The organism is Nocardia sp. NPDC050710 (assembly GCF_040654375.1).
In the GTDB taxonomy this organism is placed as follows: domain Bacteria; phylum Actinomycetota; class Actinomycetes; order Mycobacteriales; family Mycobacteriaceae; genus Nocardia.
The window spans coordinates 1-5,108 of sequence record NZ_JBFAHV010000058.1 but is presented as its reverse complement, the minus strand read 5'-3'; the positions used below and the strand labels follow the sequence as shown (position 1 = coordinate 5,108).

The 5,108-nt window shown below is 56.3% G+C and carries 2 rRNA genes; both read right to left on the bottom strand.

The features are described from left to right. Positions 1–44: 44 nt before the first annotated feature. Positions 45–3,178: ribosomal RNA gene (locus tag AB0H61_RS38915) — 23S ribosomal RNA — on the bottom strand. 344 nt (positions 3,179–3,522) lie between these two features. Next, positions 3,523–5,039, bottom strand: a 16S ribosomal RNA gene (locus AB0H61_RS38910). Together the 16S and 23S rRNA genes form the textbook arrangement of a ribosomal RNA operon. Between the last annotated feature and the right edge of the window lie 69 nt (positions 5,040–5,108).

The window sequence follows — 5,108 nt, the reverse complement described above, 5'->3', positions numbered from 1 at the left end:
TGTGTGTTGTTTCAGATACCGCACAGTGGACGCGTAGCTTCTTTGTTGGTAAGTCCTCGGCCGATTAGTACCAGTCACCTACACCCGTTACCGGGCTTCCAGTTCTGGCCTATCAACCCCATGGTCTGTGGGGGGCCTTAACCACTCGAAGGTGGTGAGAAACCTCATCTTGGAACAGGCTTCCCGCTTAGATGCTTTCAGCGGTTATCCCTTCCGAACGTAGCTAACCAGCAGTGCCCTTGGCAGGACAACTGGCACACCAGAGGTTCGTCCGTCCCGGTCCTCTCGTACTAGGGACAGCCTTCCTCAAGTTTCTGACGCGCGCGGCGGATAGAGACCGAACTGTCTCACGACGTTCTAAACCCAGCTCGCGTGCCGCTTTAATGGGCGAACAGCCCAACCCTTGGGACCTACTCCAGCCCCAGGATGCGACGAGCCGACATCGAGGTGCCAAACCATCCCGTCGATATGGACTCTTGGGGAAGATCAGCCTGTTATCCCCGGGGTACCTTTTATCCGTTGAGCGACACCGCTTCCACTTGCCGGTGCCGGATCACTAGTCCCGACTTTCGTCCCTGCTCGAGCTGTCGCTCTCACAGTCAAGCTCCCTTGTGCACTTGCACTCGACACCTGATTGCCAACCAGGCTGAGGGAACCTTTGGGCGCCTCCGTTACATTTTGGGAGGCAACCGCCCCAGTTAAACTACCCACCAGGCACTGTCCCTGAACCAGATCATGGTCCGAGGTTAGAGGTCCAATACGATCAGAGTGGTATTTCAACGACGACTCCCACGACACTGGCGTGCCGCTTTCACAGTCTCCCACCTATCCTACACAAACCGTACCGAACACCAATACCAAGCTATAGTGAAGGTCCCGGGGTCTTTTCGTCCTGCCGCGCGTAACGAGCATCTTTACTCGTAATGCAATTTCGCCGAGTCTGTGGTTGAGACAGCAGAGAAGTCGTTACGCCATTCGTGCAGGTCGGAACTTACCCGACAAGGAATTTCGCTACCTTAGGATGGTTATAGTTACCACCGCCGTTTACCGGGGCTTAAATTCTCAGCTTCGCCACCGAAGTAGCTAACCGGTCCTCTTAACCTTCCGGCACCGGGCAGGCGTCAGTCCGTATACATCGTCTTACGACTTCGCACGGACCTGTGTTTTTAGTAAACAGTCGCTTCTCTCTGGTCTCTGCGACCACCACCAGCTCAGGAAGCAAGTTCCGTCACCAGCGTTGGTCCCCCTTCTCCCGAAGTTACGGGGGCATTTTGCCGAGTTCCTTAACCACAGTTCTCTCGATCGCCTTAGTATTCTCTACCTGACCACCTGTGTCGGTTTGGGGTACGGGCCGTGTACCAACTCACTAGAGGCTTTTCTCGGCAGCATAGGATCACTGAATTCGCCTCAATCGGCTACGCATCACCTCTCAGGCTGCATGTTGTGCGGATTTGCCTACACAACGCCCTACAGGCTTACACCAGTACAACCACTGACTGGCCCAGCTACCTTCCTGCGTCACCCCATCGCTTGACTACTACAGCCAGGGTCGTGTGCATCGCCATCCGGCCTCCCGAAGGAGGTCCATCCGGTCCTGGACACTTAGCACAACTGATTCGCCATTGGGCGCGGATACACGGGTACGGGAATATCAACCCGTTGTCCATCGACTACGCCTGTCGGCCTCGCCTTAGGTCCCGACTCACCCTGGGCGGATTAACCTGGCCCAGGAACCCTTGGTCATTCGGCGGACGAGTTTCTCACTCGTCTTTCGCTACTCATGCCTGCATTCTCACTCGCACAGCCTCCACAACTAGTTCACACTGCTGCTTCCATGGCTGCACGACGCTCCCCTACCCATCCACACCACTGCACCAAGAACCGTAGTCCAAGGCGGATGACATGTGTGAATGCCGCGGCTTCGGCGGTGTACTTGAGCCCCGCTACATTGTCGGCGCAGGATCACTTGACCAGTGAGCTATTACGCACTCTTTCAAGGGTGGCTGCTTCTAAGCCAACCTCCTGGTTGTCTTCGCGACCCCACATCCTTTTCCACTTAGTACACGCTTAGGGGCCTTAGCCGGCGATCTGGGCTGTTTCCCTCTCGACTACGAAGCTTATCCCCCGCAGTCTCACTGCCGCGCTCTCACACACCGGCATTCGGAGTTTGGCTGATTTCGGTAAGCTTGTGGGCCCCCTAGACCATCCAGTAGCTCTACCTCCGGTGTGAAACACGCGACGCTGCACCTAAATGCATTTCGGGGAGAACCAGCTATCACGGAGTTTGATTGGCCTTTCACCCCTACCCACAGCTCATCCCCTCAGTTTTCAACCTAAGTGGGTTCGGGCCTCCACGACGTCTTACCGTCGCTTCACCCTGGCCATGGGTAGATCACTCCGCTTCGGGTCTAGAACATGCGACTCCACCGCCCTATTCGGACTCGCTTTCGCTACGGCTACCCCACACGGGTTAACCTCGCCACATGCCACTAACTCGCAGGCTCATTCTTCAAAAGGCACGCCATCACCCACCCGACCGAAGTCGGCGCAGGCCCTGACGGATTGTAAGCGCACGGTTTCAGGTACTATTTCACTCCCCTCCCGGGGTACTTTTCACCTTTCCCTCACGGTACTAGTCCGCTATCGGTCACCAGGGAGTATTCAGGCTTACCGGGTGGTCCCGGCAGATTCACAGCAGATTTCACGGGCCCGCTGCTACTCGGGCACTCACTACAAGAGCCGTTGAGTTTTCGTCTACGGGATTCTCACCCTCTACGACAGGCCGTTCCAGACCACTTCGACTAACACAACGGTTTCTGACTCTCGCTTGTCACGGCAGTAACAAGAAAGTGAGCCCCACTACCCCACACACGCAACCCCTGCCGGGTATCACACATGCATGGTTTAGCCTCATCCGCTTTCGCTCGCCACTACTCACGGAATCACTGTTGTTTTCTCTTCCTGTGGGTACTGAGATGTTTCACTTCCCCACGTTCCCTCCACACACCCTATATATTCAGATGCGGGTAACACGACATCACTCGTGCTGGGTTTCCCCATTCGGAAATCCTCGGATCTCAGCTCGGTTGACAGCTCCCCGAGGCTTATCGCAGCCTCCTACGTCCTTCATCGGCTCCTGGTGCCAAGGCATCCACCGTACGCTCTTAAACACTTACTAACAAAGATGCTCGCGTCCACTGTGCAGTTCTCAAACAACACACCCAACCAAGTCCAATTCCGACACCAGCACCCCAGCCCCACAGGACTGGAATCGGTATGACCGGGAACCCGATCGGATCGTCTATTTGCCTAGAAAGAAACACTCGCGTGTTCTCTCAGGACCCAACAGTGTGCCGATATATTCACCGCGACCAACCACACAGGACTGATCGAATGCGATAAAGCTTGTCAGTGTTCCACCCATGAGCTCCCGCAGTCCCACATTCGAGGACATGAACGGTCTCTGCCACCACACGTTTACCATCCCACCTGTGTGGGTGTCGGTGGAGAAGTGCTCCTTAGAAAGGAGGTGATCCAGCCGCACCTTCCGGTACGGCTACCTTGTTACGACTTCGTCCCAATCGCCAATCCCACCTTCGACGGCTCCCTCCACAAGGGTTAGGCCACCGGCTTCGGGTGTTACCGACTTTCATGACGTGACGGGCGGTGTGTACAAGGCCCGGGAACGTATTCACCGCAGCGTTGCTGATCTGCGATTACTAGCGACTCCAACTTCACGGGGTCGAGTTGCAGACCCCGATCCGAACTGAGACCGGCTTTAAGGGATTCGCTCCACCTCACGGTATCGCAGCCCTCTGTACCGGCCATTGTAGCATGTGTGAAGCCCTGGACATAAGGGGCATGATGACTTGACGTCGTCCCCACCTTCCTCCGAGTTGACCCCGGCAGTCTCCTGCGAGTCCCCGGCATAATCCGCTGGCAACACAGGACAAGGGTTGCGCTCGTTGCGGGACTTAACCCAACATCTCACGACACGAGCTGACGACAGCCATGCACCACCTGTACACCGACCACAAGGGGGCCTACATCTCTGCAGGTTTCCGGTGTATGTCAAACCCAGGTAAGGTTCTTCGCGTTGCATCGAATTAATCCACATGCTCCGCCGCTTGTGCGGGCCCCCGTCAATTCCTTTGAGTTTTAGCCTTGCGGCCGTACTCCCCAGGCGGGGTACTTAATGCGTTAGCTACGGCACGGATCCCGTGGAAGGAAACCCACACCTAGTACCCACCGTTTACGGCGTGGACTACCAGGGTATCTAATCCTGTTCGCTACCCACGCTTTCGCTTCTCAGCGTCAGTTACTTCCCAGAGACCCGCCTTCGCCACCGGTGTTCCTCCTGATATCTGCGCATTTCACCGCTACACCAGGAATTCCAGTCTCCCCTGAAGTACTCAAGTCCGCCCGTATCGACCGCAAGCTTGGGGTTGAGCCCCAAGTTTTCACGATCGACGCGACGAACCGCCTACAAGCTCTTTACGCCCAGTAATTCCGGACAACGCTCGCACCCTACGTATTACCGCGGCTGCTGGCACGTAGTTGGCCGGTGCTTCTTCTACAGGTACCGTCACTTGCGCTTCGTCCCTGTCGAAAGAGGTTTACAACCCGAAGGCCGTCATCCCTCACGCGGCGTCGCTGCATCAGGCTTTCGCCCATTGTGCAATATTCCCCACTGCTGCCTCCCGTAGGAGTCTGGGCCGTGTCTCAGTCCCAGTGTGGCCGGTCACCCTCTCAGGTCGGCTACCCGTCGTCGCCTTGGTGGGCCGTTACCCCGCCAACAAGCTGATAGGCCGCGGGCCCATCTCGCACCGATAAATCTTTCCACCCACTGACATGCATCAGAAGGTCATATCCGGTATTAGACCCAGTTTCCCAGGCTTATCCCGAAGTACGAGGCAGATCACCCACGTGTTACTCACCCGTTCGCCGCTCGTGTACCCCGAAGGGCCTTACCGCTCGACTTGCATGTGTTAAGCACGCCGCCAGCGTTCGTCCTGAGCCAGGATCAAACTCTCCGTTGAAGACTCTCGAAACACCCGAAGGTGAATCAGAAATATCTGAAACTAGAGTCCGAAAACCCAGCAAAACAA